Origin of the sequence: Companilactobacillus versmoldensis DSM 14857 = KCTC 3814, assembly GCF_001434295.1 — a bacterium.
In the GTDB taxonomy this organism is placed as follows: Bacteria; Bacillota; Bacilli; order Lactobacillales; family Lactobacillaceae; genus Companilactobacillus; species Companilactobacillus versmoldensis.
On record NZ_AZFA01000001.1, the window covers coordinates 90,051 to 107,433 of the forward strand.

General features: G+C 38.3%; 18 protein-coding genes. 17 read left to right on the forward strand and 1 reads right to left on the reverse strand.

Annotated features, from left to right (window positions below; translation table 11 throughout):
* The first annotated feature begins 2 nt into the window (after positions 1 to 2).
* The 8 genes from smc to rplS all read left to right on the forward strand — a co-directional run bounded on the left by smc (position 3) and on the right by rplS (position 8,921).
* The gene (gene smc / locus FC27_RS00485; protein ID WP_010623654.1) at positions 3 to 3,548 is read left to right on the forward strand and encodes a chromosome segregation protein SMC; all 3,546 of its coding nucleotides are present in this window, start codon (positions 3 to 5) and stop codon (positions 3,546 to 3,548) included.
* Between the two features lie 8 nt (positions 3,549 to 3,556).
* Positions 3,557 to 4,996, forward strand: a complete 1,440-nt coding sequence (ftsY, locus tag FC27_RS00490) for a signal recognition particle-docking protein FtsY (protein ID WP_010623653.1) — start codon at positions 3,557 to 3,559, stop codon at positions 4,994 to 4,996.
* A 2-nt stretch (positions 4,997 to 4,998) separates the two neighbouring features.
* Positions 4,999 to 5,340, forward strand: a complete 342-nt coding sequence (ylxM, locus tag FC27_RS00495) for a YlxM family DNA-binding protein (protein ID WP_010623652.1) — start codon at positions 4,999 to 5,001, stop codon at positions 5,338 to 5,340.
* A 12-nt stretch (positions 5,341 to 5,352) separates the two neighbouring features.
* The gene (gene ffh / locus FC27_RS00500; RefSeq protein ID WP_010623651.1) at positions 5,353 to 6,792 is read left to right on the forward strand and encodes a signal recognition particle protein; all 1,440 of its coding nucleotides are present in this window, start codon (positions 5,353 to 5,355) and stop codon (positions 6,790 to 6,792) included.
* A gap of 77 nt (positions 6,793 to 6,869) precedes the next feature.
* Positions 6,870 to 7,142: a 30S ribosomal protein S16 gene (gene rpsP / locus FC27_RS00505; protein ID WP_010623650.1), complete on the forward strand. Its 273-nt coding sequence runs from the start codon at positions 6,870 to 6,872 to the stop codon at positions 7,140 to 7,142.
* Between the two features lie 67 nt (positions 7,143 to 7,209).
* Positions 7,210 to 7,725 carry a ribosome maturation factor RimM gene (gene rimM, locus FC27_RS00510; RefSeq protein ID WP_010623649.1) on the forward strand — a complete coding sequence of 172 codons (516 nt, stop codon included), beginning with the start codon at positions 7,210 to 7,212 and terminating at the stop codon, positions 7,723 to 7,725.
* Positions 7,725 to 8,453 carry a tRNA (guanosine(37)-N1)-methyltransferase TrmD gene (gene trmD / locus FC27_RS00515; RefSeq protein ID WP_010623648.1) on the forward strand — a complete coding sequence of 243 codons (729 nt, stop codon included), beginning with the start codon at positions 7,725 to 7,727 and terminating at the stop codon, positions 8,451 to 8,453. Before rimM ends, trmD begins: the two co-directional genes overlap by 1 nt.
* Before the next feature lie 114 nt (positions 8,454 to 8,567).
* Positions 8,568 to 8,921 (forward strand): 50S ribosomal protein L19, encoded by a 354-nt coding sequence (gene rplS / locus FC27_RS00520; RefSeq protein ID WP_010623647.1) that lies wholly within the window; start codon positions 8,568 to 8,570, stop codon positions 8,919 to 8,921.
* 120 nt (positions 8,922 to 9,041) lie between these two features.
* On the opposite strand, the gene lexA is transcribed toward rplS, so the two are convergent.
* The gene (lexA, locus tag FC27_RS00525) at positions 9,042 to 9,665 is read right to left on the reverse strand and encodes a transcriptional repressor LexA (protein ID WP_010623646.1); all 624 of its coding nucleotides are present in this window, start codon (positions 9,663 to 9,665) and stop codon (positions 9,042 to 9,044) included.
* 89 nt (positions 9,666 to 9,754) lie between these two features.
* On the opposite strand from lexA, the gene FC27_RS00530 reads away from it, so the two are divergent.
* The 9 genes from FC27_RS00530 to purF all read left to right on the forward strand — a co-directional run bounded on the left by FC27_RS00530 (position 9,755) and on the right by purF (position 17,379).
* On the forward strand, positions 9,755 to 9,997 hold the full coding sequence (locus FC27_RS00530; RefSeq protein WP_010623645.1) for a DUF896 domain-containing protein: 243 nt from the start codon (positions 9,755 to 9,757) through the stop codon (positions 9,995 to 9,997).
* Positions 9,998 to 10,057: 60 nt separating this feature from the next.
* Complete coding sequence (locus FC27_RS00535; protein WP_010623644.1) at positions 10,058 to 10,279, forward strand: YneF family protein; 222 nt, start codon at positions 10,058 to 10,060, stop codon at positions 10,277 to 10,279.
* Positions 10,280 to 10,506: 227 nt separating this feature from the next.
* The gene (gene purE / locus FC27_RS00540) at positions 10,507 to 10,992 is read left to right on the forward strand and encodes a 5-(carboxyamino)imidazole ribonucleotide mutase (protein ID WP_010623643.1); all 486 of its coding nucleotides are present in this window, start codon (positions 10,507 to 10,509) and stop codon (positions 10,990 to 10,992) included.
* On the forward strand, positions 10,985 to 12,112 hold the full coding sequence (purK, locus tag FC27_RS00545) for a 5-(carboxyamino)imidazole ribonucleotide synthase (protein ID WP_010623642.1): 1,128 nt from the start codon (positions 10,985 to 10,987) through the stop codon (positions 12,110 to 12,112). Before purE ends, purK begins: the two co-directional genes overlap by 8 nt.
* Before the next feature lie 8 nt (positions 12,113 to 12,120).
* On the forward strand, positions 12,121 to 12,831 hold the full coding sequence (gene purC, locus FC27_RS00550; protein ID WP_010623641.1) for a phosphoribosylaminoimidazolesuccinocarboxamide synthase: 711 nt from the start codon (positions 12,121 to 12,123) through the stop codon (positions 12,829 to 12,831).
* The gene (gene purS, locus FC27_RS00555; RefSeq protein ID WP_010623640.1) at positions 12,831 to 13,088 is read left to right on the forward strand and encodes a phosphoribosylformylglycinamidine synthase subunit PurS; all 258 of its coding nucleotides are present in this window, start codon (positions 12,831 to 12,833) and stop codon (positions 13,086 to 13,088) included. The genes purC and purS overlap by 1 nt, the downstream gene beginning before the upstream one ends.
* Complete coding sequence (gene purQ, locus FC27_RS00560) at positions 13,085 to 13,762, forward strand: phosphoribosylformylglycinamidine synthase subunit PurQ (RefSeq protein ID WP_010623639.1); 678 nt, start codon at positions 13,085 to 13,087, stop codon at positions 13,760 to 13,762. Before purS ends, purQ begins: the two co-directional genes overlap by 4 nt.
* Positions 13,763 to 15,976, forward strand: a complete 2,214-nt coding sequence (gene purL / locus FC27_RS00565; RefSeq protein WP_010623638.1) for a phosphoribosylformylglycinamidine synthase subunit PurL — start codon at positions 13,763 to 13,765, stop codon at positions 15,974 to 15,976.
* Entirely contained in the window at positions 15,961 to 17,379 is a 1,419-nt protein-coding gene (gene purF / locus FC27_RS00570; protein ID WP_010623637.1) for an amidophosphoribosyltransferase, read from the forward strand. The genes purL and purF overlap by 16 nt, the downstream gene beginning before the upstream one ends.
* Positions 17,380 to 17,383: the final 4 nt, after the last annotated feature.

The window sequence follows — 17,383 nt, forward strand, 5'->3', positions numbered from 1 at the left end:
TTATGCCATTAAAATCATTGACAATCAATGGATTCAAATCATTTGCTGATAAAACTAAAATAGATTTCACAACTGGTATCACGGGTATTGTCGGTCCAAATGGTAGTGGTAAATCAAATATCACTGAAGCAATCCGTTGGGTCATGGGAGAACAATCTGCACGTAGTTTACGTGGAGACAAAATGGTAGATGTTATCTTTGCTGGTAGTGATACTAGATCACCTATGAATCGAGCTGAGGTTACGCTTGAGTTCGATAACTCTAACCATGAACTTAAATCACCACAGGAAAATGTTACGATTCGTCGAAAACTTTTTCGCAATGGCGATACTGAATTTTCGATTAATAATAAAGCTTGTCGTCTGAAAGACATCAATGCGATTTTCCTTGATTTGGGGATGGGTAAGCAATCATTCTCGATTATTTCGCAAGGACGAGTCGAAGAGATATTCAACAGTAAACCAGTTGAGAGACGATCGATCATTGAAGAATCTGCTGGTGTAGCTTTGTTCAAACAAAAGAAACAGCAAGCAGAGAATAAATTGTCAGAGACGACTGACAACCTACACCGTGTCTCTGATATTGTCTCTGAATTATCCCAACGTGTCGAACCATTGAAAAGGCAAGCTAGTATTGCCCGTGATTATCAAGAGCAGAAGGGCAAATATGATGCTTTATATCAGCAGATTCTAGCCCTTGAAATCAAAGATTTGGCGGGACAACGTGATCATATTCAATCAAATATCAATGAAGTTAAACAAAGCTTGAAAAATATTGATAATCAAGTTAAAAAATCGAATTTACAGGTCAATCAAAATCGGACGGCGACGGCTGAGTTAGTCAAAAAGATTGATGCTCAGCAAAATGATTTAGTTGTTAAATCAAGAGAACTAGAAAAGTTGAACGGCGAAATAGCTGTTTCTGCTGAAAGAAATGGGTTCAATACCTCTAATAAAAATTCAATCAGCAGTCGTATTGATGAGTTATCAAAAGATAAATTAGAAAAGCAACAGGTTTTAGCTAAGAGTCAAGCACAGTTGGATGATTATCAAAGTTCAATTGATGATTATTCTAAACAGTTAAAAAAATTACAACGTTTACAAAGTAAGTCACCAGAAGACCTAAATCAAAACATTAATGATGCTCGTGATAATTACGTTAATGCTTTACAGCAACAGGTTTCCAATAGCAATGATCAGAAATTTTCTAAGAAGCAATTAACTCGTTTAGCCGCCTCGGAAGATGATCAAAATCAGCGTTTAGATAAAATTATCGCTAATTTGAACCAGGTGAATGAAAAAATTGCTATTTCCAAGAATAAATTGTCAACTTTGGATGACGATAATCGTGATTTAGTTAAACGTAGCCAACAAATTGAAAAAGACATTAATCAAGTAACTGAACAAGGCCAGTCAGAGAATTCAGCCTATCTGAAGTTATTAGAAAAAATGCAAGAAACTAAAGCCCGAGCAAACGTGTTAGAGAATATGGAAAATGAACATGCTGGTTTTTTCGATGGGGCGAAGAATGTTCTGAACAATAGTAATAAAATTGCCGGCATTGTTGGTGCAGTCGCTGAATTGATTGAAGTACCTCAACAATATCAAGTCGCTATTGAGACAGTTGCCTCTAATCAATTACAATCCGTTGTTACAAAAGATCAAGCCTCTGCCAAAAAAGGTATCGTCTTTTTACGTAATAGTCGTGGAGGACGGGCAACATTTTTACCTGTTGATATTATTAAGGCACGTCAAATCTATGCCAATGATTTGAATCGTGCTAGCCAAGTTGATGGATTCATTGGTGTTGCTAGTGACTTGATCAAGTACCAAGCACAAATTGAAAACATTGCTAAAAATATTTTAGGAACAGTTTTAGTTGCTCAAAATATTGATGCGGCCACGAAAGTTTCATCTGCAGTGGGACGAAAGTATCGAGTTGTCACAGTCGATGGAAACTTAGTCAACGCTGGTGGTTCATTGACTGGTGGACAGCAAAGACGTTTCAATACTAGTATTTTGACTCGAAAAGATGAATTAGTGCAGTTGAAACAAAAACTACAACAGCAAGATCAAACCCTTGATGACAAGCAAAAGCACGTTCAAGCTTTACGTGATCGTTTAGTTGATCTAAGAAAGGACAGTGCGTCAATCAATGAAGAATTGAAGACTTATACTGCCTCACGTAATCAATTAGAAAATCAACTGACATCACAAGAAAATGAACAAAAACATTTTCAAGAACAGCAACAAACTCTCCAATTCAATCAAAAAAGAACGCAAGAGGAGAAATCGGCTTTAGAAGAAGACCTTAAGTCTCAAGTCAAAACTTCCGACACATTGAAGCAAACAATCGTTGATCTTCAAGCTGAGATCGATGAAAAACAAAAAGTTTTAAACGATTATGACTCAGAGCTGGAAAAGACTAACCAAAAGGTCCATGATATTCAAACAAAATTGGTCGTTGTTAAGAGCAATTTTGAAAATGAATCAGAACAACATAAACGACTTAGTCAAGAGATCAAGAACTTATCACAACAGTCGACGGGATTGAAGAATCGCCTGAACCAATTAGACTCAGAAAAAAGTCAGATCGATCTGAACAGTACCGAGATCAAGCAACGAGTCGCTCAATTGGAAAAGGAGATCAAACAGTCAAAGGAAGACTTACAAAAACTGCAAAAATCTCGAAATCAGAAGGATGAGGAGTCTGAGCAATTAAATCAAACTGCTCAAAGAAATTTTTATCTCCAAAAATCTGCTTCTGATGAGCAAGAAAATTTAGCCATTAAATCGACTAAGTTGTCTAATGAGATCAATAGTCGATTGGATATCTTGTCGGAACAATATCAAATTACTTATGAAGCTGCTATCGCTGAAATCAAGGCTGATGAAGTCGATACTGAAAAACTCAAGCATGATGCACATCTTCTCAAGATGGGAATCAAGGAGCTGGGCACGGTCAATCTTTCCGCTATTGAAGATTATGACAGCGTGAAGGACCGTTATGAATTTTTGACTACTCAACAAAACGATCTTGTCATCGCGCGGAAGCAGTTGCTTGATACTATGACTGAGATGGATAATGAAGTTGTAACTAGATTTAAGAAAACCTTCGACCAAGTTGCAGCGGCCTTTGAAAATATTTTCCCAGAAATGTTCGCTGGTGGACGTGCTAAACTGGTCTTGACCGAACCTGATAATTTATTAGAAACAGGGATCGAGATCGTTGCCCAACCACCTGGGAAAAAATTTCAACGGTTAAGTTTGCTTTCTGGTGGGGAAAAGGCGTTAACTGCAATTACTTTATTGTTTGCTATCATCAAGGTCAATCCAGTACCATTTTGTATCTTAGATGAGGTCGAAGCCTCATTAGATGATGCGAATGTTTATCGTTTTGCTAATTATTTAAATCGTTACGATGATAATACTGAATTTATCGTCATCACGCACCGTAAAGGTACAATGATGAATGTTAATCGACTATACGGAGTTACCATGGAAGAATCTGGTGTTTCCCGGATCCTGTCCGTTCAGGTAAAAGAATAGGAGTAAATATGGGACTTTTTAGTAGAATAAAAAAAGCTTTCACTGGTAAAGAAAAAAATCCTGATCAAGAAGAGCAGAAACCAGTTGAAACTAAAAAAACGACTGAAACTCCGACTGAGGAGCAGTCAACTCAAACTGAAGAAAAAGCTACGCCATCACCGAAAGAAAACCAAGATACGATAGATGATGTGAAGACACCTGAACCAACTGAACCGGTCACTAAAGAAGAATCACAGCAAGTGCCTGCTGAGAATAATTCGACTGAACAAGTTGTTCCAGATGACGAAATCAAAACTGAAGGTTCTGAGACTGAATCTGAAGTTACCAAGAGCAAGATTGAGACGCCAGAAGCTAAGGCAGAAGAATCTGAGTCAAAATCTGAAGAGTCTGTTACTGAATCAACTGACGCTGAAGCACAAGTTCAACAAGCTGAATCTGAGAATAGTATCGATTCAGACAATGCTACTTCTGAGGCTCCGGCTGAAGAAAAGACTGCTGATGATGAGGTCGAGGAATACGATCAGGGCTTGAAAAAGAGTCGGAAGTCATTCAGTGAACGTTTCAATCATTTCTTAGCTAATTTCCGAAGCGTTGATGAGGAGTTCTTCGATGATTTGGAAGAATTGCTGATCGAGTCTGATGTTGGTTATGAAACAGCCATGAGGATCTCTGATGAATTGCGTGAAGAGGTCAAATTAAAGAACGTTAAAAAACGTTCCGATGTGTCCGATGTGATCGTTGAGAAATTAGTCGACATGTACGATGAAGAAGGTAAGGAAGAGGATAACTCATTACACTTTAGTACTGATAAAACTCCGACGGTCTTCTTATTCGTTGGTGTCAATGGAGCTGGTAAGACTACGACAATTGGTAAATTAGCTCATCGTTTCCAAGCTCAAGGTAAAAAAGTTTTGCTGGCTGCGGGTGATACTTTTAGAGCTGGTGCAATCGAACAACTGCAAGAGTGGGGTAAACGTGTTAATGTCCCAGTTGAAGCTAAGGCTGCTCAAACTGATCCTGCCTCAGTTGTTTATGACGCAGTCCAACGTGCAATTAATGAAGACTTTGATATACTGTTAGTCGACACTGCTGGTCGTTTACAGAATAAACAAAATTTAATGCGTGAATTAGAGAAGATCAAACGTGTGATCACTCGTGAATTGCCAGACGCTCCTCAAGAAGTTTTATTAGTTCTTGATGGATCGACTGGACAAAATGCGCTTAGCCAAGCTAAACAATTTAATGAAACAACTAATGTATCAGGGATCGTGTTGACTAAAATTGACGGTAGTTCACAAGGTGGTATCGTCCTAGCGATTCGTAATGAGCTTCATTTACCAGTTAAACTGGTTGGCTTAGGTGAACAAATGGATGACTTGCGTGATTTTGACGCTGAGAAATTCATCTACGGATTATTCAAGGATTTGATCATTAATTCCGGAGAGTAATTATGGATATTAAACGTACTAATGAAATAGTTTTGTTATATAATTTTTATCATTCTTTACTAACGAAAAAACAAGATCAGTATATGAATCTTTACTATGTTGAAGATTTCTCATTAGCAGAAATTGCTGAACAATTGCAGGTTTCTCGCCAAGCTGTGTTGGATAATATCCATCGGACTGTAGCGTCGTTGAAGCGGTTTGAAAATGAGCTAAGTTTAGTAAAGAAAACTCAAGAGATCGATAATGTGGCCAGTGAGCTCAGTCAAATAGTTTTGAAGCATTATTCTAATGACAAGGAATTGTTACGGCTGGTCCAACGGATCTCGAAAATAAATGAGATGTAATAGGAGTTAAATATGGCTTTTGAAGGATTAAGTGAAAGGCTAAATAAAGTCTTTTCATCACTAAGAGGTAAAGGTAAGTTATCTGAAGACGATATTCGAACGGTCATGCGTGAAGTTAGAATGGCCTTGTTAGAAGCCGATGTCAACTTTGATGTTGTCAAAAGCTTTATTAAACAAGTTCGTGAACGTGCTTTAGGTGCAGAAGTAATGGAGAGCTTGACTCCTTCTCAACAAGTGGTCAAAATCGTTGATGACGAATTAACTAAATTGATGGGTACTGAAGCTGTTCCATTGAATAAGGCCCCACATATTCCAACTATCATCATGATGGTTGGACTTCAAGGTGCTGGTAAAACAACGACAGCTGGTAAGTTAGCTAAGCATTTGATGGAAAATGATAAAGCTCGTCCATTATTCATTGCTGGAGACGTTTATCGTCCTGCTGCTATTGAGCAGTTGAAGACGATTGGTGAACAACTTGATGTACCTGTTTACGATGAAGGGACCGATCAGGATCCTGTCGAGATCGTCAAGAGTGGTTTGGCTCAGGCACATGAAAAGAAAAATGATTATGTGATCATTGATACGGCTGGACGTTTGGAAATTGACGAGAAGCTGATGGACGAATTGAAACGTATCAAAGAATTAGCACAACCAAATGAAATTTTGTTTGTTGCTGATTCAATGACTGGTCAAGTAGCTGCTAAGGTTGCTGCCGGTTTTGATGAACAACTGGATATCACTGGTGTCGTTTTAACTAAGTTAGATGGTGATACTCGTGGTGGTGCCGCACTTTCAATCAGATCTGTCACTGGTAAACCAATCAAATTTATTGGTCAAGGTGAAAAACTCGATCAATTAGATGTCTTCCATCCAGATAGAATGGCTAACCGTATTCTTGGTATGGGTGATATGCTGACGTTGATCGAAAAAGCTCAGCAAGATTACGATCAAAAACAAGCTCAAGATATGGCTCAGAAGATCAAAGAAAATAGTTTTGACTTCAATGATTTTATTGATCAAATGGACCAAATCCAAAAAATGGGACCACTAGATGAAATCATGAAAATGATCCCTGGTATGGCTAATAATCCTGCTTTAGCAAACGTCAATATTGATGAAAAAGATATCTCTCATTTGAAGGCCATCGTTTATTCGATGACACCACAAGAAAGAGAAGATCCTAAATTATTGAACCCATCAAGAAGACGCCGGATCGCTTCAGGTTCTGGACGCTCAGTTCAAGAGGTCAATCGAATGATCAAGCAATTCAAGCAATCACAAGATATGATGAAACAGATGAGCAAGGGTAATATGAAGGGCATGGACCAAATGCTTGGTAACGGAGCTCAAGGTCGTTTAGGAAAAATGGCGATGCATTCGATGATTAGAAAGCAGAAAAAGAATAAGAAGAAACGCTTGAAGAAGGTCAAGCGATACAAGAGTAAATAAAGTGTAAAGAAAAAAACTTTACAGAGTGTTTCTTTTTGTGTATACTAACAAAGTTAAGAATTTTAGGAGGAAACACAATGTCAGTTAAAATTAGAATGAAACGCATGGGTAGTAAATTAAGACCTTTCTATAGAATCGTTGTTGCTGATTCACGTTCACCACGTGATGGCCGCTTCATCGAACAAGTTGGTTACTACAACCCAATCTCACAACCAGAAGAACTTAAGCTTGAAGATGACAAGATCATGGACTGGTTACAAAAAGGGGCACAACCTTCAGATACAGTTCGCAACTTGCTTAAAAAAGATGGTTTGATGCAAAAGTATCATGAAAACAAATTTTCAAAATAATTAAGTTATTGGGATCAGATAAAATTCGTTTTGTCTTGGTCCTATTTCTTTATAATTGGAGAACTAAATGACAGACAAACTTTTCCGTGTTGGTAAAATAGTCAATACTCATGGGATCAAAGGTGAAGTTCGAGTGATCGCGATCACTGACTTTCCCCAAGAAAGATTTTCGGCGGGTAGTAAGTTGTTCTTGAAGACCAACAATGGTACCAAAGAGTTTACGATCGAGTCGTCACGTAAACATAAATCATTTACCTTATTGAAGTTTAAGGGTTACGACAATATCAACGATGTAGAGCAGTATAAAAATGCTGAGTTATTTACGACTGATGAGGTAAAGCCTGAGCTTGCTGATGGTGAATTTATGTATAATCAAATCATTGGTCTAAAAGTAGTCGATCAACAATTAGGTGAAATTGGAACAGTGACAGAAATAATGGAACTAGGAGCTAATGACGTTTGGGTCGTCAAGAGTCCCAAATACGATGAAGTGTTAGTTCCTTATATTAAAGATGTAGTGAAAAAAGTTGACTTAGATAAGAAAACTATTCAGGTCGACCTTCCGGATGGATTGATAGATTAATGGATATTTCGATTTTAAGTATATTTCCTAAAATGTTCGATGCTCTAAATGAGTCATTGATCGGTAAAGCACAGGAAAAAGGTCTACTTAATTTAGATGTGTTAGATTTCCGTGACTTTACAACTAATAAACAACATCACGTGGATGATTCTCCATATGGTGGTGGAGCAGGGATGCTTTTACAGGCTCAGCCGATTTATGATGCTATGAGTTATTTAGATGAACAAAAACCTGGGAAAAAGCGGGTCGTTTTATTAGATCCCGCTGGGAAAACTTTCAACACCCAAATGGCCCGTTCCTTTGCCCAAGAGGATCATTTAGTCTTTATTTGTGGTCATTATGAAGGCTTTGATGAACGTATCAAAGATTTGGTGACCGATTCAGTTTCTATCGGTGATTATATTTTGACCGGTGGTGAGTTACCAACTATGAGTATGATCGATGCTACGATGCGATTTGTTCCAGGTGTTTTAGGAAATAATTTTTCAGCTGAGGAAGAATCGTTTTCACATGGTTTGCTCGAGTATCCACAATATACTCGGCCGGCTGATTTCAGAGGTAAAAAGGTCCCTGACGTTTTGATCAGTGGGGATCACGAAAAAATCCGTATTTGGCGTTTGAAAGAGGCAATCAAAAAGACCTTGCGCTTACGTCCCGATTTGTTGGAAACAATAGAATTGACCGAGGAAGAGCAAAGGCTCCTGAATGAAATTCATTCAGATATGTAGTTTACAAGTAACTATAAATAATGTAGTATATTATAAGTGTTTAAACACAATCAACGATGTTCCGCTGTGTATTATTAAAGATATGCATGAGTGTCGGTAAGGGAGAAAAGATTAATGAAACCATTAATTCAAGAAATTACTAAAGAACAACTTCGTTCTGACATTCCAGAATTCCGCGCTGGAGACACAATTCGTGTCCATGCCAAAGTTGTTGAAGGAACTCGTGAACGTATTCAGTTGTTCGAAGGTGTTGTAATCAAGAGACATGGTGCTGGTATCAGTGCTACATATACTGTACGTAAGATGTCAAGTGGTGTTGGTGTTGAAAGAACATTCCCACTTAACACACCACGTGTTGATAAAATTGAAGTTGTTAGATATGGTCAAGTTCGTCGTGCTAAACTTTACTATCTACGTAACCGTACTGGTAAGGCTGCTCGTATTAAAGAACGTCGTCGTGATATCTAATTTTACTAAAAAAGACTCGCTTAACAGCAAGTCTTTTTTTATACCCTTAAATCAAGAATTTAGTATAATACTGCAAATAAAAAACATATCTCCCCAAGAAGATATGTTTGATCAGAAATGTTAAAAAATTTGTGGTCGATAGAGTCCAACGACTTTACCAACGATTTCAACGTTATTTAAAATGATGGGGTCCATCGTGTCATTTTCTGGTTGAAGTCTAAAGTGCCCAGCCTCAGCGTAGAAACGTTTGCAAGTGGCTTCAATGTCTTCAGTCATAGCAATAACGATTTCGCCGTTATTAGCGTTATTTTGTTCATGAACAATGACTTGATCGCCGTCAAGGATACCGACGTTGATCATACTTTCACCATGAATCTTAAGCATGAATAATTCACCAGAGTCACGAACTAAATCAGGAGGTAGTGGGAAAGTTCCTTCAAAGTCTTGTTCTGCGGAAATTGGTTGACCAGCAGCAACAGTACCAATGATAGGAATTTCTTTTGATTTGATACCAATTACGTTTAAACCAGCAATCGTTAGTTCCAAGGCTCTTGGTTTAGTAGGGTCACGTGAAATATAACCTTTTTTCTCTAATCTTGATAAATGACCGTGGACAGTTGATGTTGATGAAAGATCAACAGCTTCACAGATCTCACGAACAGTTGGTGGGTACCCATGTTCATCTAGGTAGTCATGGATGCACTCAAGTATTTGAGTTTGTTTTGATCCTTCGTTTTTTGACATTAGAACACCTCATTGTTAATATCTTAAATAGATTGTATCAAAATCTATATCATAATTCAAACAAGTGTTCGGTTAATGAGGAGGTAAATATGACGGATAATAAAAAATTGGTCAAAAAGTTAAACGACCTGGCTCATAAAGCAAAAGCAGGCACAATAACTAAAGAAGAAGAAAAGGAACAACAAGCTTTACGAAAAGAGTATTTACAAAATTTTCGTGAAGGCTTCAAATCACAAATAGAGATGATGCGCGTCTTTGATAAAGAAGGAAAAGAAGTAACTCCTGACAAAGTCCGTAAAATTCAACGTGAAAAAGGATTGCGTGACGATTAACCTTTAATTTATTTAATAAGTTGTGTAATATTAGATAGGTATGGAAAAGGAGAATAGCATATGTGGTCAATAATCATAGCTGCTATTATTGGTATACTAGTTGGGGTTGTTATAGGTTTCTTCGTTGCTAGATGGTATATGAAGAAGTATTTCCAAGATAATCCACCAATTAGTTCCGATATGGTTAAACAAATGATGTCACAAATGGGTCAAAAGCCTTCCCAAAAGAAGCTTAATCAAGTTATGGCATCAATGAAAGCAGCTCAAAAGAAAAATAAATAATTATTTTGAATCTCAATACGATCAATTCGTATTGGGATTTTTTTTATGCCTTAATAATAATCCTTTATAAATCACGAACTAAAAATATATTATTATGTTAATATCTAATTATAAACAATAATAAACGAACTATATTGTTTTAAATAACGATATTATACGTTAATTCCTTGAAAATGAAAATCAATCTTGGTAAACTTTAAACATGCTCTAAAGGAAGAGGATGACTTATGAAAGATGTTGCAATTATTATGGGTTCCATTTCAGACCTTTCAACGATGCAGTCGACCATCGACACTTTGAAAGAATTGAAAGTTACCTATTCGGTACACGTTATTTCGGCACATAGAATGCCGCAAGAAATGATCAATTTCGGTAAAACTGCCGCCTATAGCGGATATAAAGTAATAATCGCTGGAGCAGGTGGAGCTGCACATTTACCAGGAATGGTAGCTGCAACAACAACATTGCCAGTTATTGGCGTTCCAGTTGAATCAAAAGCTTTAAAAGGCATGGATTCATTGTTATCTATCGTGCAAATGCCAGCAGGTGTTCCAGTTGCCACCATGGCAATCGGCAAAGCAGGAGCAGCCAATGCAGCTCTGATGGCTACTCGGATCTGTGCATTGAGCAATTCAAAGTATCTCGAAACTTTGACAGATTATAAGCAAGCGATGAAAAAGAAATCAATAGAAAGCGGGAAGCAATTTGAATAAAATTCATTTACCCGGCGAAACAATTGGAATAATCGGCGGTGGTCAATTGGGACAAATGATGGCTCAATCAGCTAAAGAAAAAGGTTTCAAAGTTGTTATTTTGGATCCGACTCCGAATTGTCCCGCTGCGCAAGTTTCTGAAGGTCAGGTCGTAGCTGAATACGATGATCTAAATGCTTTGATTGAACTAGCTAAGCAGGTCGACGTTTTGACCTATGAGTTTGAAAACGTTGATGCCAAGACGATCGATGAGGTCAAGAAATATACTGATGTTCCACAAGGGACTAAGGCCTTGATCGTCACGCAAAACCGTTTGCGTGAGAAGCAATTCTTGGTCGATCATCATTTGCCAGTCGTCCCACATGAAAAAATCGAATCAATGGCTGATTTTACGGCTGCGATTGATTCGATCCAGTTACCAGCTATCTTGAAAACAGTCGAAGGTGGATATGACGGTAAGGGTCAATTACTGCTGGAAAACAATGATTTTTCTGAAAATGAAGTTGCTGAATTGATTTCACAAGGTACTTGTATTTTAGAAAGGAAAATCAACTTGCTAAAAGAAGTATCAGTCGTTATTTCCGCTAATTCGCAACAACAACATTCAATTTTTCCCGTAATTGAGAACGAGCATCGCCACAATATCCTTCATTTAAGCAATTGCCCGGCTCGGATCAAGCAGACAACGGAAGAAGAATGTTTCGACGTTGCTGAAAAGATTGCTCGAGAACTTGAATTAGTCGGTACGCTCTGTGTTGAGTACTTTATTTCAACAGATCATCAGGTTTTTGTTAATGAGATTGCACCTCGTCCTCATAATTCAGGCCATTTGACGATTGAATCATGTAATGTTTCGCAATTTGATACACATATTTTGGGAGTTTGTAATTGGCCAATGCCAAAAGTAACTCTATTCCAGTCTGCCGTGATGGTGAATTTATTAGGCCAACACTTAGGGCCAGCTAAGGAAGCTATCAAACAACATGTTGAATGGTATTTCCATGACTATGGTAAAGAAACTGCCAAGAATAATCGAAAAATGGGTCATATCACCATTTTGACTGACGATATTGAGACAGTTAAGCAACAAATCAATCACGATCCAATTTGGAAATCTTAGGAGGAAGCATGGAAAAACAACTACTTTATTCAGGAAAAGCGAAAGATGTATTTGCTACAACTAATGATTCAGAATTATTGATCGACTACAAGGATCAAGCGACTGCGTTCAACGGCAAAGTTAAAGAAGAAATACCTGGTAAAGGGAAACTTAATTGCCAAATCTCTTCCTATATCTTTGATTATTTAATTGAAAATGGGATCAAGACCCACTTATTAAAAAATGTTTCTGATCACGAGCAATTGGTGAGAAAAACACAATTGATCCCGATCGAAGTAGTGTTAAGAAATAAGATTGCTGGAAGTTTTGCTAAGAAATTTGGATTGAAACTCGGCCAAGAATTAACACAGCCGTTGATCGAGTTTTACTACAAGAGCGATGAGTTGGGTGATCCGTTCATCAATGATGATCAAATCGTCTCACTCGATATTGCTACTGAAGCAGAATTGACATTTATCAGAGAGCAAACTCGTCAGATCAATCAACTGTTATTGGCATTATTCAATCAGGATCAACTTGATTTAGTTGATTTCAAGCTGGAGTTTGGTCGCGTGGACAATGAAATTATTTTGATCGATGAATTTTCTCCTGACAATTGTCGTTTATGGGATCAAACTAGTCACCAATCACTGGATAAAGATGTTTTTAGAAAAAAAGAAGCTGATTTAGTCGTTACCTATCAAAAAGTACTTAACCGTTTAAAAGGAGCCCAAAAATAATGACTTTAGTAAAGGTATATGTGACTTACAAAAAATCAATTTTAGACCCTCAAGGTGAGGCTATCACCAATGCAATTCATGGCATGGGTTTTCAAGATGTCAATGAAGTAAGAATGGGCAAGTATTTTGAAATCTCCGTTGACGAGTCATCGAACACGTTAAAAGAAGATATTGAAAAAATCTGCGATAACTTATTGGCTAATCCTAATATGGAAACTTACCGATACGAGTTTGTTGATTCGGAGGCTGTCCAATGAAATTTGCTGTGATCGTCTTTCCTGGATCGAATTGTGATAAAGTTTTGTATTACGCCATTAAAGATGGCGTCAAAGCTGATGTCGAGATGGTTGATTTCCGAAATGATTCCTTAGCTGGTTTCGATGCTGTATTGATCCCAGGTGGATTCTCATACGGAGATTATCTTCGTAGTGGTGCTATTGCTGGTCACGCACCAATCATTCCTGCTATTAAAGAAATGGCTAATGCTGGTAAACCAGTTTTGGGGATCTGTAACGGATTTCAAATATTAACGGAGATTGGTCTGTTAGATGGCGCACTGATCCGCAATAAGAACAATCGTTTCATTTGTGAAACCGTCCCATTGAAAGTTGAAAATGATCAAACGATTTTCACATCGGAATATCAACAAGGTGAAACAATCATGATCCCAGTTGCCCATGGTGAGGGTAATTATTACTGTGATGACAAGACTTTAGCTAGATTGAAAGCTAATCACCAAATTGTTTTTACTTACGAAGATGACATCAACGGGAGCGTTGATAACATTGCCGGGATCACTAACGAAAAAAAGAATGTTTTAGGCATGATGCCGCATCCTGAACGTGCCTTGGAAGAATTAGTCGGTTCAGCTGACGGTTTAAGAATGTTTCAATCAGTTTTAAAAAATCATATGGATAGGGTGAATCAATAAATGACAGAACCAACAGCCACAATGATAGATCAAGAAAAGCTTTACAAGTCTTGGGGATTGAGTGAAGCAGAATTCAAAATCATCAGTGAAGATATTCTGCACCGTTTACCCAATTACACTGAAGCTGGTTTGTTCTCCGTTATGTGGAGCGAACACTGTTCATATAAGAATTCTAAGAACGTTTTACGCAAATTCCCAAATAAAGGTAAGCGAGTTCTAGCTGGTCCTGGTGAAGATGCCGGGATCATCGATATTGATGACAACCAGGCAGTCGTTTTTAAAGCCGAAAGTCATAACCATCCTTCAGCTGTTGAACCATATCAGGGCCCAGCAACCGGAGTTGGTGGGATCATCCGTGACATTTTCTCAATGGGAGCTACGCCAGTAGCAATGTTGAATAGTTTGAAGTTTGGCAATTTAGACAATCATCATACAAAATACCTTGCTAACGAAATCGTTGCTGGTATCGGTGGTTATGGTAACTGTATCGGTATTCCAACTGTTGGTGGGGAGATCTCTTTCCAAAAACGTTATGAAAATAACCCAGTCGTTAACGCTATGTGTGTCGGATTGATCAATAATTCCGATATCAAATATGGTCAGGCATCAGGAGAAGATAATTTGATCATCTATGTTGGTGCAAAAACCGGTCGTGACGGCATTCATGGAGCAACGTTTGCTTCAGACGAGTTCACTGACGAGAATAAGACCCAACGTTCCGCAGTTCAAGTTGGTGATCCTTTCATGGAAAAATTATTGATGGATGCTTGTATCGAATTAGTTCAAAAACATTCTGAATGGATCATGGGAATTCAAGATATGGGAGCCGCTGGACTGGTTTCATCAACCGCTGAAATGGCATCAAAAGCAGAATCTGGATTGGTCTTGGAATTAGATCAAGTACCACAAAGAGAGACAGAGATGTCAGCCTACGAGATCATGTTGTCAGAATCTCAAGAACGGATGGTTTTATGTGTCAAACCAGAGTACAAAGAAAAAATCATCGAATTTTTCGAAAATGCTGGACTTGATGCAGTCGTGATCGGTCGAGTAACTACCGATAAACAATATAAGATCTATCAACATGGTGAGTTAGTAACTGACATTCCAGTTGCAGGTTTAGTAGACGACGCCCCAGAATACGTTCATGAAGGTACGATGCCAGAACGATTGACAAAGGATGATTACAAACATCAATTTGAACCGCAGATCAATTCATTGACCGAAACTTGGCTACAACTATTAAAACAGCCAAATATTGCTTCTAAAGAATATTTCTACCGGACTTATGATTCACAGATCAAAGCTAACACTGTTGTTAAACCCGGAAGTGATGCAGCGACTATTCGTGTTCGTGGGACTAATAAGGCACTTTCGATGACCAATGATGGTAATTCAAAACTAGTTTATGTCGATCCTTATATCGGTGGGCAAAATGCCGTCATCGAAGGCTCTGCAAATTTGATTGCCTCAGGTGCTGAACCACTCGGTATCACTGATTGTTTGAATTATGGTAATCCTGAAAAAGCTGAGATTTTCTGGGAGTTCAATAAGTCAGTCGAAGGAATGGCTTCTGTCTGCGAAAAGCTTGAATTACCAGTCATTTCAGGAAATGTCTCGCTTTATAACGAATTTAACGAAGAAGCGATTTACCCAAGTCCAATGATCGGTATGGTCGGTTTGGTCAAAGATCTTAAAGACGTGATCACTCAAGGATTCAAACGAGTCGGCGATGCAATTTATCTAGTTGGGCAAACCAATGATGATTTCAACGGTTCAGAGATCCAAGCTATGCAAGCAGGGGATGTCAAAGGTGAATTGAATCCCATCGATCTTGAAGATATCAAGCACACGCAAGCAAATATTTTAAAAGCTATCCGTGCGGGAGTTGTCAATAGTTGTCATGATTTGTCAGAAGGTGGTCTGGCAGTTGCCCTTGCAGAAGCAGCATTTGAAAATGAGTTAGGATTCGATGTAACAACCGAATTATCAGCAGTAGCAACATTTTCTGAAACTCCAGGTAGATTTTTAGTTTCAGTTTCGGAACAAGACCGTCACGCATTTGAAGAATACTTTGAAAATAATTTGCAATATTTAGGAAACGTTACTCAGAGAGCAACTTTAAAATTAACTACCAATGATTTCACAGCTGAATTAACAATGTCTGAAGCACTTAATACTTGGAAAGAGGCGATCCCTTGTTTAATGAAGTAAAGAGTTTGAATGAAGAATGTGGAGTTTTTGGAGTTTGGGGTGCAGAAAACGCAAATTACCTAACTTATCTTGGCTTGCATAGTTTGCAACATCGTGGTCAAGAAGGGGCAGGTATCGTCACTAACGACCATGGTAAATTGAATTCTTACCGTAATCTGGGTTTGTTGACACAGGTCTTTTATAAGCCATCATTATTGAATTCATTAACTGGTAATGCTGGTGTCGGTCATGTCCGTTATTCAACGGCCGGCGGAAACAGGATCGAGAATGTTCAACCACCCTTGTTTGATTTCACCGATGACCAGTTTGCCTTGGCACACAACGGTAATTTAACTAATGCTGATACCTTGAAAAAGGATTTAGAACAAAAAGGCGATATTTTTAAATCTAGCTCAGATTCAGAAGTATTACTTCACTTGATCAGACACTCGAAACAAGCTATACAGATCGATAAGATCAAAGAATCGCTTCAACAGATCAAAGGTGGTTTTGCTTACTTGATGCTGACCAAAGATTCATTGATCTTGGCCTTAGATTCACATGGATTTCGACCATTATCAATTGGTCAATTGCCTAATGGCGGGTATGTCGTTGCTAGTGAGACTTGTGCACTCGATGCAGTCGAAGCGAAATTCATTCGTGACGTCAACCCTGGAGAATTGACGATCATCAACGATCAAGGTATCCACGTTGATACTTGGACGGATGACACGACGATGGCAATTTGTTCGATGGAATACATTTATTTTGCTAGACCTGATTCAAATATCTTAGGGGTCAATGTTCATACTGCCCGCAAGCAGATGGGTAAGATCTTAGCTCGGGAACAACCAACTGATGCAGATATTGTCGTTGGTGTTCCAAATTCTTCCTTGTCAGCTGCCAGTGGTTACGCTGAAGGCAGTGGACTTCCATATGAGATGGGATTGATCAAAAACCAATATATGGGTCGGGAGTTCATTCAACCTAGCCAGGAATTACGTGAAAAGGCAGTTCGTCAAAAATTAGCTGCTGTCAAAGGTGTCGTTGACGGTAAAAAAGTTGTCTTAGTTGATGACTCGATCGTTCGTGGGACTACTTGTGCATTTATCGTCAAATTATTAAAAGATGCTGGAGCCATAGAAGTCCACTTACGAATCGCTTCGCCACCATTCAAATATCCTAGTTTTTACGGGATCGATATACAGGACCGCAAAGAATTGATTGCGGCACATAAAAGTAAAGAAGAAATGCGTCAACAATTTGGAGCTGATTCACTTGAATTTCTAAGTGAGACCGGACTGATCGATGCCATTGGATTGAAATATGACTTTCCATATAACGGATTGGACCTTTCATATTTCAATGGTGACTATCCAACACCGCTATATGATTATGAAAAGAATCTTTCTCAAGACTTCTAATTGA